The sequence below is a fragment of the Pseudoalteromonas sp. A22 genome (assembly GCF_018141345.1).
Lineage (GTDB): Bacteria > Pseudomonadota > Gammaproteobacteria > Enterobacterales > Alteromonadaceae > Pseudoalteromonas > Pseudoalteromonas maricaloris.
Map to the genome: position 1 here is coordinate 2,400,846 of NZ_CP047238.1, position 17,735 is coordinate 2,418,580.

A 17,735-nucleotide genomic window follows, 5' to 3' on the forward strand; every position below is an offset into this window, starting at 1 on the left:
CCGATAAGCCTCTCCACCTCAAAGCTAGACCACTTAATTAAGCGAATTGGTATAAAAAAAACCGCGCTATAAAGCGCGGCTTTCATCTTAATAAACGTTAACGTATTAGAATTGGTATGCAAACTTCACGTATACTTGACGACCAAGGATACTGTGCGTTTTATTGTCAATTCCCATAGACTCTGAAGGAGCAAGCGGCGCTTCCTCATTAAACAAGTTAGACGCACCCAGTGTTACTGTCAGCTTTTCTACGCCAATATAACTGACGCTTGTATCAACGGTAGTCCATGAATCAATCTCATATTTATTGCCATCACTATCGGCAAGGTCTTTATACGAATCGACATAGTTTACGCTGATATTTGCAAGCCAATCGTTCTTGGCCCAGTCCATGCCTGCGGTCCAACGGAACTGTGGATGCTGGTATTCTCCATTGAGATCTTCTGCAACATTGAATGTGTTACCTTGATCGTCACTTTCAAATGACTGCTCTTCAAAGTTAAGTGCGTAAGTTAAGTTGTAATTGAACTTAAACTCACCCATTTCACGTGTAGTTAATGCGTAGGCTAAGTTGACATCGAAACCGTCAGTTTCACGACCACCAATGTTAACAAAGGTGTCGTTAATAGTCAGAATACGACCAAGTGTGCTACCTTGATTAGGCGCACGTACCACCAAATTAGGATCAGTGCCACAACAATCAACTAACTTTTGTGCACCAATCTTCTTGATAAGATCTTCTTGATCATAGTTCCAGTAATCCACACCGATACTAAAGTCATCAGTCGCTTGCCACACAACACCTAAGTTGTAGTTTTCTGACTCTTCTGGTTGTAGGTTTTTGTTACCAGACACAATCGCGGTGTATTCATATGGGCTACAATCATCATCAGCGCCAGTTTGGCGACAACGCTCGCGGTCTATCACACTGGGGGATTCGTCAGTTCTACCTAGATGTAACTGCACAAGAGAAGGTGCTCTAAATGCAGTTCCCCAAGAGCCTCGAACTACAACACTGTCAATTGGTGTCCAGCGAAATGCCACTTTTGGATCGGTTGTTGTTCCAAAGTCACTATAGTCTTCATAACGTAGCGCTAGTTGTAGCTCTAAATTATCCAGTACTGGCACACTAAACTCAGCGAATAGCGCAGTATTGTCTCTATCACCATTAGCTTGTGTTGCTTCTGTACCAAAGATTTCGCCTCTGATGTATTGACTATCTGGGTTATCTTCGATTTTCTCGTAGCGATGTTCGAAACCAAACGCTGCAGCAACGTAGCCTGCACCCAATTCAAACAGTTCGCCTGAAATGGTACCGTCTAATGATTGCATGGTTGATGCACCATAACGCGTAGTCGTGGTCTCAAAAAACGCCAGACCGGCTTCTGTGTTCGTGCTTGGTTCAAATGGGTTCCAAAGACCCTCATCAATCGCTTGCTGCGCTCTTAGCTTGTTAGGGAAACCATCAAAACCCTTTTCAACTGCACTTGAACGAATAGCAGAATATGCAACTTCCCAAGACCACGCATTCCACTCACCACGAGCACCAAGGACGGCGCGGTAGTATTCAGAATCAACATCTTTTTTACGGTTACCGATATCAACCGTACGACGACGCATTGAAATATCTACACCATGTAAGAAATGGTCTGGATCGTTAAACAATGGGTGATTTGGGTTATCACCATCCATAAATAGCTCTGTAAAGCTTGGACTACCTGCACCTTGAATGAAAGTTGTAGAGTGCTGTGCCGAAATTTCTGCAAAACCTTCAATACCGTCGGTGATTTCTTGTACACCGTTATAGTTAAAGCTAATACGCTCTGTCGATGGAATTGCGGTCATGTGTGGCGCGTAGTCGTAGCGACAAATATCACCAATATCTAAAGCAGGATCGCATTTATCATTACCCCATACGTCCGTAAAGATAGTCTGTCTTACCTGAGTGCCATCGTCTTCAACACGAACTACAGGTAATCTCGCCCACTGCTCGTCTGTTAACATGCTTCTCATCACTTCAACACTACCAGGAACACCAGCAGAACTTAATGAGTTATTACCACCACGAAAACGCTGATCAGCAGATGCCGTATAGTCACGATCTGCATACGTTAAGTGACCACGTTTGAAATAATCGAGTGAGAAATTATGGTGGCCATTTTGTGTTGACGACCCCCAAAGAAGAGTAAAGTTTTGTTCTTCGGCACCACCATCTGCGGTGTCTGAGATTTTACCTGCAACTTCAAAACCGTCGATATCATCACGAAGAATGATGTTAATAACACCCGCTACCGCATCAGAACCATAAGTTGCAGAGGCGCCATCTTTTAGAATATCTATACGTTTAACCGATGACACCGGAATGGTATTTAAGTCCACAAATGATGTTTCGATATCTTTTGCAAATGGGCTAACCGCAACGCGGCGGCCATTGATTAATACAAGCGTCGATGATGCCCCTAACCCTCTTAGAGCAACACTAGAGCCACCATTTGCTGTGTCATCGCTGGAGTTACCTTGCGTACTAAAAGTACCAGTACCCGATACCGGCAGCTTTTGCAACGCGCCAATAAGGTCCGTTGATCCCGTTGAAGCTAGATCAGCAGCTGATAAACTTTGGATTGGTGACGGGCCTTCTAAATCTGTTCTTTTAATGTGAGAACCGGTCACTTCAATACGTTCAACTTGCTTCGTTTCTTCAGCCTTAACTTGTTGATTCATGCCGATTAAAACGGCAATAGAGAGCGCACTGAGTGGTAATTTATAGGTCATCCTGTTTCCCCTTAAGTTGATAATTACACTGTAGTTTTTTTAATAATCCAGCCATTATTAGCATACCGAAGCAACTTTAACAATGCATTTATTTAACATTAAGTTTCCATTTTGGGGGTCTAATGGCAGAAATTCACGACGAATAGATATCGCTGTTTGCCGGTATGAATTATTGTCAAAAGAAGGATTAATAGTGATGAGAGAGGGTTTTATCTGTAAGAAATGCAAGGGTGAAGTAACGTCTAACGAATTTCGTTAGTCTGAATAGCTCCGACTAAAGTCTATAGACGTTACTTTATATAATGATGGGCTAATTATAGTGCCAGCCAAGGTTGCACTGATTTTATATTCACAGAGTCTGCAAAATGTGTATTGTCGTTTGACCACGTCTTCGGGACGCTGATTTGACAGACTTGCGACTCACACTTCATTGTAGCGTCGGTGACGGTTTGACTTCTGCCAAAGGTCACAATAACCCCTTGTTGCTCAGGCAGCAAAAATGACAGCAAGTTTTTAATAAAAAAGCCAGAGAGATCAGCCAGTAGCTCTTCAAATTCCTGTTGCATTTTATAAAGGTCAGCTTTGCTCAAAGATGTCGTGTTAAATAACTCAGCTTCAATCTGCATTTTTAGCTGGCAGTCCGAGTTTGTGCCCTTCGTTTCAATCACTACTTTTGCTTTGTTTTTGTCCAACTCTTTATCAAATGGCAGCAATAGCTGCGCTTCATCAGTGTACGACAATGGAAAACTCGCTTCCTCGGTCACAATATTACCCGTCGTGATTTTACAGGCTTGCATACTTACTGTATCAACAAGGTAAAAACCCACACGTGCAAACTCAAACTCGCCTTTACTTACCACTTTTAGCCTGTCGTAAAAGCTGTCATATGCAAAGGTGACTGCTTTAGCTGAGGCTATCGCACTCCAAAGTGCCATTATCAGGACAAGTACAATCTTACTCTTCATCAAAATACGCTCGGTTATGCCTTATCATATCGTTAAGTTCGTTCACGTAGTCCTCACCACGCTCTGAATAACTCAAAAGACCACTTGTTAATACTGTCGCGTCAATCGGCGCTTTTTGAGCTCGCAGCTCTGCTCGTACCGAACGCAACTCCCTGTATGCATCATTGGTGTTAATATTTCTAAAGTATGACTTGACCGCGGCTCTTACCGACTGAAATGCTCTAACTTCATGATCGGCCGCATCTTCTCGCCGCTTAGGCACCATACCGCAGCCTTTGGTGTAACACCATTGACCAAAAAAATTTAACCCAATTCGTGCAAACCGTGACGTACCCCAGGCTGATTCATTAGCAGCTTGCATCAGCGCCAGCTCTTTAGGAATAATATCCACTCGGCGCAATGCTCTTTTGAGCGAAGATTCATTAATGGCTTCGCCTTTTAAATCATACTTTGTGAAAATCATCGCAATCTTTTCTATTTGTTTGCGTGTTAGCGTTTCATCAAATTGCACCATCATCAGAGCGATTTCAAGCGTTGCCCGTTGCTCTAAGATCTGTTTATTTTCGGCTTCTACGTGCGGTTTAATAAAGTCGAAAAACGCCGTTTTCTTTTCCTTAATGTCACGAATGGCTGAAAAATTGGGTAGCTTTACACTATGGAGTGGCTTTTCCGGCACCTTAGGTACAACCTCAGCACTCGTATCCTCTTGATCTAAAGTAGAATCTTGAGGACTTTTATCTTGGATAAAAGGATAAATTAACGCCCAAATGGTCACTAGGGCAACAATGAGTTTAATCAGTTTAGCTTGCATACTTCTCCTCGCAGTGGCGTTGTTCTGGAAACGGAGTCTCTTTCCCTAAGTCTCTAAGAACTTTTCTCAAGCCCGCTCAATAACAGTTTTATTCTGTTACTATAGTTTGATAGAGCGTTGATAAATTGCGCCAAAATAACAGTATTCAAAAATAGCGGCTGATAATATCAAAAGCCGCAATTAAACGCGAATTTTCGTTCAGTTATCGTACATAGTTTAGACGAGTTTGAGATATAAAGAAAAAGGAACAGAAGTATGACGTCTAACGCTTGGCAGCAGCGTCTGCTATCGCAGCAAAAAAACCGCCCTAACGACAATCGCTCAGCATGGCAAATAGATCGTTCTAGGATCATACATGCCGCGGCTTTTAGGCGCTTGCAAGCCAAAACCCAAATTATGGCAATCGGCGTCAACGACTTTTACCGGACTCGTCTAACACACTCTTTGGAAGTATCGCAAATAGGCAGCGGTCTACTACGCCATTTAAGAAAACAACACCCTGAATTTGAACACTTTCCTTCAACAAGTCTTATTGAAACTTTGTGCCTAGCGCATGATATCGGCCACCCGCCTTTTGGCCATGGTGGAGAAATCGCGCTTAATTACCTTATGCGCGATCACGGAGGGTTTGAAGGAAACGCTCAAACCTTGCGCATTGTCACCAAACTGGAACCATACACTAAAGGTTATGGCATGAACTTAACGCGCCGCACCTTATTAGGTTTTATTAAATACCCTGCATTAATCGACACACTTTGGTATCACCAACCAACGCAAACACAAAGTCGAAAATACATATTGTCCAGTGATTGGCTGCCTGCAAAAGGCATTTATCAATGCGACCAATCGGTATTTGATTGGATCCTCTCGCCATTTTCTCAAAACGACCAAATAAAGCTGCAAGAAACCGAGGTAAAAGACACCTTCCGTCGCAAGACTAAGTTTAAATCGTTAGATTGCGCCATTATGGAATATGCCGATGATATCGCCTATGCAGTTCATGATTTAGAAGATGCGATAGCAACCGAGACCCTTAACGAGGCAGCATGGCATGATTTTGCTCTGCCTGAATTGCAAAAGTTAGACTCACCTTGGTTAAAGCAAAACTTACCGCGCGTGAGCGAGAGTTTATTTTCAGAAGATGAATCTAATCGAAAAGATACCATAGGTGAACTCGTCAACCTGTTTATTGTGCATTGTAAACTCACCGTTCAAGACTCAGATTTTGACTCCGCCCTACTTCATTTTACCGTTGAGATGGCACCCGAATTTCAGGAGATCCTACAAGTATTAAAAGTGTTCGTATATCAAAGATTAATTCGTGAACCTAAAATGCAGCAAATTGAGTTTAGTGGTCAAAACCTGCTTATTGATTTATTTGAAGTTTTTGCTAGTGACCCGATGCGATTATTGCCGTATACAACCCAAACATTATACCAGCATGCAACCGACGAAACGCAGCAAATGCGTGTGTTAGCGGACTATCTTGGTGGCATGTCTGATGAGTATGCAAGAAAAACGCATCGACGCTTATTTACCGGGGAACTGTAAACTCTGTTCGTAAAGGCAAAACTCAATCATGAAAAATTCACATACATTGGCGATTAATTCATTCTTTAATTTTTCTTAAGCCTTTCTTAAGTATTGGCATATATGTTTTCAACGTAGCTTGATATTTTTCAGTTGGAGCATATATGCCAGCCAAAACCGTTGCGGTATTCGTGTTAGTCACTTCAATCACTCCTGCGTTTGCTGGTGACCCATTTAGCATCGACGCCCTTTGCAATAATAAAGCTGAACATAGTAATAAAATGGCTCGACAGACAGATAAAGCGAGCCAAGAGAAAAACATCAAGATTGAGTCTATCGAAATAAACTCAAACCCTATTTTTAATCCGGACGACCCAGAAACGACCTCTTTCCATGACTTAGTAAACTGGCTGCATATAGAAACCCGAGATGCGACTATCGCTTCTCAACTCCCTTTTCAGGCTGGTGACCTAGTCAGCGAGGCCGATATTTTAGAGGCTGAGCGGATCTTGCGCGCTAAAAAATACATCAGAGAGGCGAAAATCAACTACGCCAAGCCATGCAGCAGTGGCGAGCCACAGAAAATATCAGTGCAAACGTGGGACACCTGGAGTTTGCTGCCCAGTGTCAACTTTGGCCGAAGTAGTGGAAACAATAAGTTAAGTTTGGGGTTTAAAGAAGAAAACTTGTTAGGGTATGGCGTTAGGGCATCCGTAAAATACAAATCTGACCATGAACGTTCCGGTTACCATACCGTGTTGCAAATGCCTGCGCCATGGCAACCACATGCCATGATAACAGTGCAAGCAGATGATTATGATGACGGTCAAATATTTATGACTGACATTTATCAACCTTTCTATCAGCGCTCCAGCTCTTTGTTATATAGAGCTTATATTAATGCACAAGACCAAACGACTTCTATCTATCATAACGGTCAAACAGAAAGTCAGTTTCGATATAATGGTACATCTGCGCAGTTTGCTTATGGCCGTTTATGGCAGCAAACCAACACCACCACACTTAGGTGGATAGCTGGTGTCGATTACCAAGATGTCAGCTATGACGAGCCAAACTTAGCCATAAGGGATAACCTTTATGACTTCAAATTGTTAGCGCCTTGGATAAGTCTTCAATATATCGAAGATAATTATATCGTGCTGCAGGACGTAGACTTAATCAATCACAGTGAAGATTTCAACCTCGGATGGTCACTTGCGGCCAAAACAGGTATTGATACCGAAGCGGATGGAGTTGGCTCAATTTGGGAGTTTTCAGCCAATAAAGCATGGCTATTTAATGATGATGTCTTATACCGATTTAAAGCATCAACCAATGCCCAAATCGGTACGCAGCAAGGTGATAGAGTATGGTCTACTCTCGCTGCAAAGGTAAATTATCGCTGGAGCGATAGTTTTGCTTTTTATGCTGATGTCATTGCTGCGTGGCAAAACAAGGAATTTGCCGAGCGTCCTCTTGCACTCGGTGGAGAAGAAGGGATCCGTGGCTTCCCACAAAGCTATCAACAAGGTACGCAAACGGTCAAATCTTCATTCGAGCTCCGTATGTACCCTAACATTAATATTTATCAGCTTGTTGATTTAGGATTCGTTGGCTTTGTTGATATGGGAAAAGCATCCGGGAATATACAACATCCTAATATAAGCAATAAAATGCTAGGTAGTGTAGGGCTCGGAGTTCGTTTATATTCCGCCCGTTCAAGTAATGAAAACGTAGTGCATATAGACTTTACTAAACCATTAAGTAACTACCCTGAAGTTGACAGCTGGGAACTTGGTTTATCAGTGGAAACTCACTTTTAAATAGCGCTTCAAAGGGTCAATGTAAAGGTGATGGTGCTCGCTTCCAACGCAACAGTGAGTTCCGCGTCAATGGCTTCAGCAAAGGCCCTAGCAATAGGCAAGCCCAAGCCAAAGCAATCATTCGCGCTTCTCGATTGGTCGCTTTGCCATAGTGGTTCAAATAATTGTGCTAAATTCACGTTTTCGAGCTCGCCGGAAACCTGATTGCTCACTCGAACATTTATCCCATTTGTCGCCCCCTTTTCAACAACGATAAGTGCTTCAGAACCCAGTACTCGGTGGCGCTTGGCATTTTTCAGTAAGTTACCAATGATGCTCTCGACTGCCATTAAGTTGGTCTGAATTGGACATTCGGAGCAAGTTGTCTGAATCTCAACATTATCAAATGCTATCTCACCAATCGAACGGTTGATGACTTGCAATACATCAACAACATCGTCTTTAGGTAGCTTTATCTGCTCGTATTTATGTAACAACATGACGTTGGTGACGATGTTTTTCATCCGCTGACTTATTCTTAATACTTCTGGCACAAAGTCATCCGCCAGTTCATTGTCTTCCGGGAAGCGTGAAATAACTTCCGCCAAATTAATAAGCTCCGTAATGGGCGTTTTTAATTCATGCGAAATATCTGAGGTTAGGCGCTTTTCTCGCAAGTACAATTGTCTGTTTTCAACAATAAAACGGTTTAGGCTTTGCTCAACGGGTAATAGCTCAGAGACAGGCTTTTCTAATATTATGGTGTCTGAATCTTTAGAGAAATTTAGTTTGGCTATCTGAGCGTTCATGCTATTCAACGGCGCGAGACCAACATCGACCGTTTTGCGCACAAAGACACGAATAAACACCACAACACATACAATAGTCACGATAAAAACGATATCAATGAGCCAAAGAATAAAGTCCAATCCCTCCGACGAGGCCGCATAGGCAATAACAAGTTCGTCGTCAAAAGATTTTTTTTCCCCTTTTAGGGTATGGATCTGCGGAATAAAACGGGTATATATGATCCGTCCCGCACGACCATCTGGCAGGGTTTCATTTACCACTTTACTTTCGCCAAGTGATAACGACAAATAAGGTAACTCGTGTTGCGAAAAAAGATCTAAGCTGTCAGAGCGTGCAAAAACTCGGTCGTTCAACCAGATTTGATAATATTCGGGCTCGATATTGCCAGTAAATTCAGGTAAAAACTCACCGGAAAAGTGCAGTTCAAGATGATCTTCATCTTCAGAGACTAACGTCATCAGCATGCCAACTTTTGTATGCATCGCTTTGTCGAATTGTGAGTCAATCCAAGAGTCAACAGCCAAATCTGTAGCGAGTAAAATGGCGACTACAACACCTGTGATGGTAATTGATAATGTGCTAACTAAGTTCCCTCGGATCGACTTCATAGTAGTTGCTCAACATAATATCCAAACCCGCGTTTAGTTTTAACTGGCAAGCATTGACCCAACGCTTTAACCTTTTTACGTAGCGAAGAAAGGTGAGCTTCGATGGCATTTTTCGATACGCTATCGAAATTGCCGGTAATATAAGTGCTCAATTTTTCTGGTGTAATAATCTTATTTTGATTAGTAAACAAACATTCCAAAATTTTATACTCATTGGGTGTTAAGTCTATTTGCTGCCCTGCAATTAACGCCGACTTTAGCTGCAAGTCAATGGTCAAAAAGCCATGCACGATTTCATCACCATCTTGTTTAAATGCCCCTCTTCTCATTAGCGTTAATAGCCGTGCATGCAGCTCATCAAACGAAAAGGGCTTGGCGAGATAGTCGTCTGCACCACTTAATAAACCCAGCACTCGGTCTTCAGGTTGTGACTTTGCTGACAACACCAACACTCGAGTGTCATTCTTCTGCTGTCTTAGCGCTTTAAGCACACTTATGCCATCCAAACTGGGCAACATAATATCTAAAATAATTACATCATAGTGATCCATCAGCGCCATACTCAAACCGCTAGAACCATCCGCCGTATCATCTACCGTAAAACCCAGTTTAGAGAGCCCTAAGGTTAAGCTGCGACGCAGGGATTCAGAATCTTCAATCAGTAACACATTCATAAATAGACCTTTGGCTAGTGCTTAATATCACATAGCTTAGTTGCTCAAACTTAAGATTCGCTAAAGAGAACTTCAACTTTCACCAATTCCGAAGGATTTCCTAAGCTTTTCTTAAGTTTCGTCGGATAGTCTTGTGATAAATGCAACTATTCTTAACATTCTATGAACAAAGTACACTTTTCAACTCCTTATGCACAACCTTTCATGGTGTTTTTCTTGTCCTTGTTGGTGATTTTGACGCTTAGCCGTTTAGGACTATCAGCTTGGATGTTAGAGAGAATGGCAGGCTCTGATCCTTTAACCTTTGTGATATCAGGCCTACGAGTTGATTTGAGTACTATCGCATATCTCGCGATACCTCTCTTATTGTTAATGGTCACGCACTATTTTATGCCTAAACCATTGAAGCCTTTACTTACTGCACTAGTAACGGTGTATATTGCATTGGGTATTGCATTTGTCCTACTACTCGAAGCTGCAACTCCTGCATTTATTTTGCAATACGACATCAGACCGAACCGTTTATTTATTGAGTATCTAATTTACCCCAAAGAAGTTATTTCAATGTTGTTGAGTGGTCACTTGGGCACAGTGATATTCACCCTACTTTTATGTACTTTGGCTTTAATAACCACCTTGAGATATTTTCCTCGCATTGGCAACGATGTGCCATTAAAGCGGAATATGGCTATCTCTACTTTTTGTAGTCTTATCTGTTTAGCGCTGTTAGCAAGAGGCACTCTGGGTCATAGACCACTTAACCCTGCTACCGTCTATTTCTCACAAGATGCATTGGTTAATTCGCTGACCATCAACTCAGCTTATAGTGTTGCGTTCGCAGCAAAAAATATGGGCAGCGAAAAAAGTGCCAGTGCGCTTTATGGTTCGCTATCCAAAGAAAAGGTTTTTGATACAGTAAGAAAAGCAAGTTACAAACAAGGTTTTATCTCAAATACACTTCCTACCCTAGCCACTAATCCGGCATATCATCAGGGCAAAAAGAAAAACTTAGTAATTATCTTAGAGGAAAGCTTAGGCGCGCGTTTTGTCAGCTCGCTAGGGGGAGCAAATCTAGCCCCAGAGTTAGATAAACTGTATCAAGAAGGCTGGGGACTGGAGAACCTCTACGCAACGGGCACCCGATCGGTTCGCGGAATTGAAGCCGTGATCACCGGCTTTGTACCTTCACCGTCACGCTCCGTCGTTAAGCTTTCAAAGTCTCAGCAACAGTTTTGTACGTTGGCAGATATTTTAGCCAAAGAAAACTATACCACACAGTTTATTTACGGTGGCGAAAGCCACTTCGATAACATGAAAAGCTTCTTCTTAGGAAACGGCTTTCAACGTATCGTTGACTTTGATGATATTGAAAGCCCGGAATTTGTTGCGTCTTGGGGCGCCAGCGACGAAGATCTGTTTAATCAAGCGGATAAAGAATTAACTCAGCTGAGTGAAGAAGAAAAGCCATTTTTTAGTTTGATCTTTACATCTAGCAATCACGACCCGTTTGAAATTCCTGACGGAAAAGTAATGTTACCAACAAATCATAAAAGTGATAAACCTGCGCGAGATCTCGCTATCAAGTACGCCGACTATGCACTCGGAAAGTTTATTGATAAGGCCAAGCAAAGCCGTTATTGGCAAGATACTATCTTTTTAGTCGTTGCAGATCATGATGTCAGGGTGTATGGATCCGAGCCCGTCCCTATTAAGTCTTTTCATATTCCAGCCGTTATTTTGAATTCAGACTTTAATCAGAAACAAGATAAAAGATTGGTCAGTCAAATTGATTTACCTGTCACTTTGCTTTCTTTAATAGGGGTTGAACGCCCAACGCCTATGCTTGGTTTTGACTTAACCAAACAATATCCAGTGCAAAGAGCGATGATGCAATATTACGATAATTTTGCCTACATTGAAGATGACAAAGCCGCCATTTTGATGCCAGGCAACAAAGTGAGTTATTGGCAATATGACACGGCGACTAAGATGCAAAAACCATTGCTGAATACAACGCACACCATTGATTTGAAAGAAAAAGCACTATCTCATGTATTATTTAGTAATTTGGCCTATCAGGAGCAAATTTATCGATTAAAAGAGTAAAGCATAAGGTTCTCTTAAGTATTTCTATAGAAAATAAAGATAACTTAGCTTTTATTTTCTCGTCAGGAGTTGGATATGTTTAAATTTTTAAAACATATCTCCCCATCAGGCTATACCAGCCTGATGGTTCTCGCCACACTTTATTGTACCATTGCTTTTAATAGCCTATTTATTATCAAAGTCTTTAATGTTGCTACAATACAGGAGTGGTCCGATTGGCTATTTTTAGCGTCTGTCCCTATTCTTTTGTTTTTCCTGACACTGTTACTATTTAGTTGGTTTTCTTTAATCACCTTTGTACGGCCTTTTTTATTTATCACCATTGTGCTATCCAGTGTGTTGCTATACGCATCAATAAACTACGGCGTCATATTTGATAAAAGCATGATGCAAAATATTATTGAAACAGACACGGGGGAAGCATTTTCATATTTAAATATAAATCTAGTTCTTTTCGTACTAACTTTGGGTTTAATTCCTGCTTATTTAATGACAAAAAACAAAATCAGGCAGCCACTAAAGCAAAGGCTAAAATCCTTTACACTCATTAATTTTGTTTCAATTACCTTCATCTCTTTGATAGCCTTTAGCTTTTATCAAAACTATGCCTCCGTTGGTAGAAACAATAAAGAAGTCGCAAGCTATATCACGCCATTTTCATTTTATATTGCAGGATATAAATACCTGAGAGATAACTATTTTTATCCTCCATTACCATTTCGATTACTAGATAAAACACCTGCTTTAGCTTCCAAGTCAGGTGCTAATATTACCGTTGTCGTCGTTGGTGAAACTGCACGTGCAAGCAACTTTTCACACGGAGGCTATAAAATAGATACTAACGAATACACTAAACAGGACGGCATCAAATATTTTAGTAAAATGTCATCTTGTGGCACAGCGACAGCAATTTCAGTACCCTGTATGTTTTCACGGCTAGATAGAGCACATTACAATAGCCGTCTTGCTCAGAGCCAAGATAACGTGCTTGATGTGATCCACAGGGCTGGCGCCGATGTGTTTTGGATAGACAATAATAGTAGTTGTAAAGGTGTATGTAATCGGGTTGAGAATTATCGGATTGATACTAACAAGGATAACCCGCTGTGCGACGGTAAGTATTGCTTTGATGAGGTACTAATCCCATCACTTATGAATACCATAAACAACGCGCAAACAAGCAATATTGTTGTTGTCTTACATATGATTGGCTCGCATGGCCCAACTTATTACCGCCGTTACCCTAAAACACAGCAAAAATTCCTCCCAGATTGCCAACGTAGCGATATCCAAAATTGTACGCCTCAAGAATTAGTGAACACCTATGACAATACCATCGCTTACACAGATTTAGTGTTGCACAAAATCATTACACAACTGTCTTCGTTAGACGCAGAAACTGTCAACATGCTCTATGTTTCCGATCATGGCGAATCACTTGGTGAAACCGGATTATATTTACATGGCTTTCCATATCGTCTAGCACCTAAAGAGCAAACTCAGATCCCGATGATTTACTGGAGTAATCGCCTAACAAATAAAAGCTACAGTGATTGCATTGACGCTGTAAAACAGCAACCCCTTTCTCATGACAATATCTACGATACGTTACTTGGCTTAACCCAAGTTAATTCGAAAACCTATCAGTCCAAAAATGACATATTCGCAACCTGTCGAACTCAATTATTCGCAACTAATGGAGAAACTAATGCATTTTGATAACACCAATAAGCCAACTGGAGCAAAACGACTATTGCTGGCGCTTGGACACTCATTTAGAGCGTTTAATTGGCTCACAAAAAATGAATCCGCCTTTCGGCAAGAGCTTATTCTACTGCTGGTTACTATCATTTTGCTGTTTACACTTGAACTTTCACTCTATGAGCGCGTTATGCTGTTTTGTGCAACGCTGTTTGTGATGTTTGCAGAGATAGTAAATACCGCTATTGAAGCAACAATTGATAGAGTCGGTTTAGAAATCCATCCACTGTCGGGGCTTGCCAAGGACTTGGGCTCTGCAGGCGTATTGATCGCACTTATCGTTTTTATCTGCATCTGGGGCAGCTGTTTATATCAAAACCTCTACTAGCAATTAATGGCCCATGATGCTTATGTTTGGATGAGAGAAGCCAAACATAAGCTTTAGCGCTAAGCCATTACTTCCTTTTACGCTTGGTTCTTGTTCCCAAAATACGCTTTTTGTCTCTTTGCTTCTTAGATTTGCCAGAATTACGGCGAGTGTCTTTAGGCTCTTTGGTTAAATCAGGTTCATAGCCTGGCAGCCATTGCGGCGCAAATCGCTCATCTAAGAAAATTTCTATTTCTTCTAGTAGCCACTGTTCATCAATACTCACAAGCGAAATGGCTTGGCCGTTTTGTCCAGCACGACCACTACGGCCGATACGGTGCACATAGTCTTCAGCAACATAGGGTAACTCAGCATTGAAGACATAGTTTAGCGAGTCAATGTCAATGCCACGAGCTGCTACATCCGTTGCGACCAAGACGCGAATTTCACCTGATTTGAATTGAGATAGCGCTTTGTCACGCGCGCCTTGAGACTTATCACCGTGGATCGCTGCGGTTTTAAGGCCATCCTTATTCAATTCTTTTGCGTAGCTATCAGCACTATTTTTTGTGCGAGTAAACACCAGTACCTGATGCCAATTATTTTTGCCAATCAAGTGGGCGATCAATTCACGTTTGCGATCTTCGTCTACCGAATAGAAAGCTTGCGTAACTGTACTTGCGGTGCTGTTCTGGGATTCAACACCTACTCGCTTAGGGTCGTTCAACCAAGGCTTTACTTGGGATAACACAGCATCGTCAACCGTAGCTGAAAATAGCAACGTTTGACGCTTAAGCGGCATAGTGCGCATGATCCGCTTAATTTCCCCCATAAACCCCATATCTAACATGCGATCTGCTTCATCGAAGACCAAGTGTTGAATATTTTTGAGTGTTAATGTGCCTTTGATTAGGTGGTCAAGTAAACGCCCTGGTGTCGCAACCACTACGTCTACACCCGCTCTTAAGCGCTTTTCTTGCGGGCCAATATTTGCACCGCCATATAAGCACACGACATTTAAGTTAGTGTTCACCACTAACTTTTCAGTATGTTCTGCAACCTGCTGTGCCAGCTCACGAGTCGGCGTTAGTATCAATGCCCTAACCGATTTCTCACCTTGCGTGGCGCCTATCAGCATGGAGTGCAAAATCGGCAGCATGAAGGCGGCAGTCTTACCGGTTCCAGTTTGGGCACTTGCAATTAAATCACAACCACTGAGCAGAAGTGGAATACTCTTTTCTTGAATTGGTGTGGGTGACTCAAACCCAAGCTCAGTAATTGCGCTTAGTAGTTTAGGGTGAAGTTGTAACTCGCTAAATGTCATTGGAGATCAGTATCTATTACCAAAATTGCGCGGATTATAGCAAAGAATTATCTAAGCACTGTAATGTTCAATCTAGTTAACCTGAGGTTTGGATAAGAAACGTTCCAACTCATTGTTTCTAAAGAACAACTTAGTTTTTTCCTTGTCTAGCCAGAGAGTTTTAGGGAAAACACCGCTTCCGCGTCCTGCTCTCGCTAAGGTACCTACATCCTGTAGGCAAAGCGAATTTACGCACCAATAGCTGGCTATTGGAAGTGAATTCAACGCAGTTAGCGCTAAAACTGGCTGCTAGAAAGGCATTAATTATCCGCAGCTCAGGTTAGTTACTTTCCACTGATTTTTATTTAGCCAGAACAACTTCTCAGATAAGATTAATCACGCTAACGCACAATGCCCAAAAGTAATAAATAAGGAGATGCACATGTCACAAAAGCAATTGAAACTTTTAGCGGTAAGCCTAGCATTTCTCGCCATTGCGCCTTTATTTGGTTTACTCATTGCTGAGCTTAGTGTTGCAGTACTAGATTGTCGGGTTTCAGAAAGTGGTCATTCTGATTGTGTTATCGGCGGTATTGATATTGGAATGCTACTGGCCATTTTATATACAGGTGGTTGGGTAAGTATGATTTCTATTCCTGTGGCAGGCTTGGCGGCTTTGGTCTGTTACGCCAAATACCGTGATGCAAACCTAAATAACAACCAATAAAAAAGGGGCTAACTGCCCCTCTTCTCTTCACATCAATTTGATTAAATTGCTGCGTTTCTGAATTCTTTAACAAATTGCTTAACTGGCATATCGTTACAACGTAAGTTGCGAACCTGTTGGTTATTCAAACGTAGGTGATTAACGCCGTGACGTACTGCATCTAAGCATAGCTCAGTTGCGGTATCTGTTTTTTCAGCAATTAGCTCAACTTTCTTTTCTTGCTTTTGCGAGCGCTTTGCCGCTTTTGCAAACTCACGGATATCTTCACCATTACAGTGGATGCTTGGTGAGAAGCGAGAAATAAATAGGCCTAGTGATGCAGCTTCTTTACGTGCTGCACTGAAACCTTGCTCTGCTGCAACAGCACATACTTTCGTCGCTGGTGATGCGTCAGCTTGAGTGAACTCAACCTGTGAAGCGAAAGCCGTTGTAGAAACCAAAGAAACAAGACCAAAGAAAGAGAGAGATTTAAGCATAATATACCCCAATTGAACGATTCGGCGCGGATTATAATTACAACGACGAATAAGTAAACAGCTAAATCATGCAATTTTGGTTATTTAATGATCTATTTACACTAAGCTAAAATCCTCGTTATCCTCTCGCTAAACTTGTGCAAAATTTAACAACTGCCAACATGCTTATCAGCTGACTAAAGAAGTAATTTCACCCAAGCGCTGACCCTCTCGTTTTTAAGTGATAAACTTTGCCAAATAACAGCAAGAATCTAAAGAGAGCGCTATGAAAATTGTTTCGTTTAATATAAACGGCCTCAGAGCTAGACTGCATCAATTACAGGCATTGATTGAAAAACACCAACCTGATGTCATTGGACTGCAAGAGATTAAAGTCCATGACGAAGCTTTTCCTATCGACGATGTAGAAGCACTTGGCTACCATGTTTATTTCCATGGTCAAAAGGCGCATTACGGTGTGGCACTACTCTCCAAGAAACCTGCAAAAGCTATCCAAAAAGGCTTCGCAACGGATACTGAAGAATCACAACGCCGCATGATCAGCGGTACGTTTGAAAGTGATTCAGGTAACGAAGTTACCGTTATGAATGGTTACTTCCCTCAAGGTGATAACATCAGCCATGAAACTAAATTTCCGTATAAAAGACAATTTTATGCAGATCTCATGACCCACTTGAATGATTTTGCCGATCCTCACTCTAACCTTGTTGTCATGGGCGATATTAATATTTCTCCACTGGATGCGGATATTGGTATTGGTGAGCAAAACCGCAAGCGTTGGTTAAAGACGGGTAAGTGCTCGTTCCAACCAGAAGAGCGCGAGTGGTTAAAAACACTGCTAGATTGGGGCTTTAAAGATACATTTAGAGTACTGACACCTGATGCAACCGAAAAATATTCGTGGTTTGACTACCGCTCAAAAGGGTTTGATGATAACCGAGGTCTTCGCATAGATGTGGTTTTAGCAACCGCTCCATTAACTGCGAAATGTATCGAAAGTGACATAGATTACGAATTGAGAGGAATTGATAAGCCCTCGGATCACGCACCAATTTGGGCAACTTTCGACATTTAATCGCCCGT

At 41.8% G+C, this 17,735-nt stretch carries 14 protein-coding genes; 7 read left to right on the forward strand and 7 right to left on the reverse strand.

The genetic code is table 11. The features are described from left to right. Nucleotides 1-105: 105 nt before the first annotated feature. The 3 genes from GSF04_RS15520 to GSF04_RS15530 form a co-directional block, all read right to left on the reverse strand. Nucleotides 106-2,772, reverse strand: coding sequence for a TonB-dependent receptor (locus GSF04_RS15520; RefSeq protein WP_211857779.1), 2,667 nt, complete (start codon nucleotides 2,770-2,772; stop codon nucleotides 106-108). A 314-nt stretch (nucleotides 2,773-3,086) separates the two neighbouring features. Then, nucleotides 3,087-3,737 (reverse strand): DUF2987 domain-containing protein, encoded by a 651-nt coding sequence (locus GSF04_RS15525; RefSeq protein ID WP_211857781.1) that lies wholly within the window; start codon nucleotides 3,735-3,737, stop codon nucleotides 3,087-3,089. Then, on the reverse strand, nucleotides 3,727-4,548 hold the full coding sequence (locus GSF04_RS15530) for a glucosaminidase domain-containing protein (protein WP_130126151.1): 822 nt from the start codon (nucleotides 4,546-4,548) through the stop codon (nucleotides 3,727-3,729). The genes GSF04_RS15525 and GSF04_RS15530 overlap by 11 nt, the downstream gene beginning before the upstream one ends. Nucleotides 4,549-4,803: 255 nt before the next feature. On the opposite strand from GSF04_RS15530, the gene GSF04_RS15535 reads away from it, so the two are divergent. Together GSF04_RS15535 and GSF04_RS15540 are read left to right on the forward strand one after the other, a co-directional pair. Beyond that, nucleotides 4,804-6,099, forward strand: a complete 1,296-nt coding sequence (locus GSF04_RS15535) for an anti-phage deoxyguanosine triphosphatase (RefSeq protein ID WP_211857783.1) — start codon at nucleotides 4,804-4,806, stop codon at nucleotides 6,097-6,099. 143 nt (nucleotides 6,100-6,242) lie between these two features. Continuing rightward, nucleotides 6,243-7,901, forward strand: coding sequence for a hypothetical protein (locus tag GSF04_RS15540; RefSeq protein WP_211857785.1), 1,659 nt, complete (start codon nucleotides 6,243-6,245; stop codon nucleotides 7,899-7,901). An 8-nt stretch (nucleotides 7,902-7,909) separates the two neighbouring features. Here GSF04_RS15540 and GSF04_RS15545 read toward each other — a convergent pair whose 3' ends face one another. Then, on the reverse strand, nucleotides 7,910-9,298 hold the full coding sequence (locus GSF04_RS15545; protein ID WP_211857787.1) for a HAMP domain-containing sensor histidine kinase: 1,389 nt from the start codon (nucleotides 9,296-9,298) through the stop codon (nucleotides 7,910-7,912). Then, complete coding sequence (locus GSF04_RS15550) at nucleotides 9,295-9,972, reverse strand: response regulator transcription factor (RefSeq protein WP_102056982.1); 678 nt, start codon at nucleotides 9,970-9,972, stop codon at nucleotides 9,295-9,297. The genes GSF04_RS15545 and GSF04_RS15550 overlap by 4 nt, the downstream gene beginning before the upstream one ends. A 162-nt stretch (nucleotides 9,973-10,134) precedes the next feature. Here GSF04_RS15550 and GSF04_RS15555 point away from each other — a divergent pair, with 162 nt between their 5' ends. The 3 genes from GSF04_RS15555 to GSF04_RS15565 all read left to right on the forward strand — a co-directional run bounded on the left by GSF04_RS15555 (nucleotide 10,135) and on the right by GSF04_RS15565 (nucleotide 14,167). Then, nucleotides 10,135-12,078, forward strand: coding sequence for an LTA synthase family protein (locus GSF04_RS15555; RefSeq protein ID WP_249122390.1), 1,944 nt, complete (start codon nucleotides 10,135-10,137; stop codon nucleotides 12,076-12,078). A gap of 75 nt (nucleotides 12,079-12,153) precedes the next feature. Continuing rightward, nucleotides 12,154-13,797: a phosphoethanolamine--lipid A transferase gene (locus tag GSF04_RS15560; RefSeq protein WP_211857789.1), complete on the forward strand. Its 1,644-nt coding sequence runs from the start codon at nucleotides 12,154-12,156 to the stop codon at nucleotides 13,795-13,797. After that, on the forward strand, nucleotides 13,787-14,167 hold the full coding sequence (locus GSF04_RS15565; RefSeq protein WP_010605037.1) for a diacylglycerol kinase: 381 nt from the start codon (nucleotides 13,787-13,789) through the stop codon (nucleotides 14,165-14,167). Before GSF04_RS15560 ends, GSF04_RS15565 begins: the two co-directional genes overlap by 11 nt. A 67-nt stretch (nucleotides 14,168-14,234) precedes the next feature. Here GSF04_RS15565 and GSF04_RS15570 read toward each other — a convergent pair whose 3' ends face one another. Continuing rightward, nucleotides 14,235-15,470, reverse strand: a complete 1,236-nt coding sequence (locus GSF04_RS15570) for a DEAD/DEAH box helicase (RefSeq protein WP_211857791.1) — start codon at nucleotides 15,468-15,470, stop codon at nucleotides 14,235-14,237. A 421-nt stretch (nucleotides 15,471-15,891) separates the two neighbouring features. On the opposite strand from GSF04_RS15570, the gene GSF04_RS15575 reads away from it, so the two are divergent. Next, nucleotides 15,892-16,176, forward strand: a complete 285-nt coding sequence (locus GSF04_RS15575; RefSeq protein WP_211857793.1) for a hypothetical protein — start codon at nucleotides 15,892-15,894, stop codon at nucleotides 16,174-16,176. A 41-nt stretch (nucleotides 16,177-16,217) separates the two neighbouring features. Here GSF04_RS15575 and GSF04_RS15580 read toward each other — a convergent pair whose 3' ends face one another. Next, nucleotides 16,218-16,652 (reverse strand): hypothetical protein, encoded by a 435-nt coding sequence (locus GSF04_RS15580; RefSeq protein WP_010373924.1) that lies wholly within the window; start codon nucleotides 16,650-16,652, stop codon nucleotides 16,218-16,220. 265 nt (nucleotides 16,653-16,917) lie between these two features. Between GSF04_RS15580 and xthA the strand changes: the two genes are divergently transcribed. Then, complete coding sequence (gene xthA / locus GSF04_RS15585; RefSeq protein WP_211857794.1) at nucleotides 16,918-17,727, forward strand: exodeoxyribonuclease III; 810 nt, start codon at nucleotides 16,918-16,920, stop codon at nucleotides 17,725-17,727. Nucleotides 17,728-17,735: the final 8 nt, after the last annotated feature.